The sequence below is a fragment of the uncultured Mycobacterium sp. genome, from assembly GCF_964249325.1.
Lineage (GTDB): Bacteria > Actinomycetota > Actinomycetes > Mycobacteriales > Mycobacteriaceae > Mycobacterium.
In genome coordinates, this window is the sequence record NZ_CAXUCH010000128.1 from 11,841 (window position 1) to 12,182 (window position 342).

Below are 342 nucleotides of genomic sequence, written 5' to 3' on the forward strand. Positions count from 1 at the left end.
ACCGCCGACCGGGAATCGGACCTGCGGCCCGCGGTGCGAAGCGGCTTCGGATCTCGGGTCGAGTTGCGCCTGGCCGCGGTCGAGGACGCCAAGCTGGTGCGCTCCCGCTTCGCCAAAGACGTTCCGCCCAAACCCGGTCGCGGCATGGTCGCGGTCAACTATGTGCGCCTCGACAGCGATCCGCAGGCTGGGCTGCACACCTTGGTGGCACGCCCAGCGCTGGGTACCACGCCACGGGCAGTGTTCGAGTCCGACAGCGTGGCGGCCGCAGTCCGGCAGCTGGCTGTCGGCGAGGCGCCTCCGGTCCGCAGGCTGCCTGCCCGGTTCGGGTTGGAGCAGGTG

At 71.3% G+C, this 342-nt stretch carries 1 protein-coding gene (cut by a window edge); it reads left to right on the plus strand.

Features of this window, described 5'->3' with window-relative positions; genetic code table 11:
- Positions 1 to 342, plus strand: part of the annotated coding region (gene eccCa / locus ACFE99_RS15950; RefSeq protein WP_375486933.1) for a type VII secretion protein EccCa (this coding region is incomplete at its 3' end). The annotated region extends 2,823 nt beyond the left edge of the window; 342 of its 3,165 annotated nt are in view.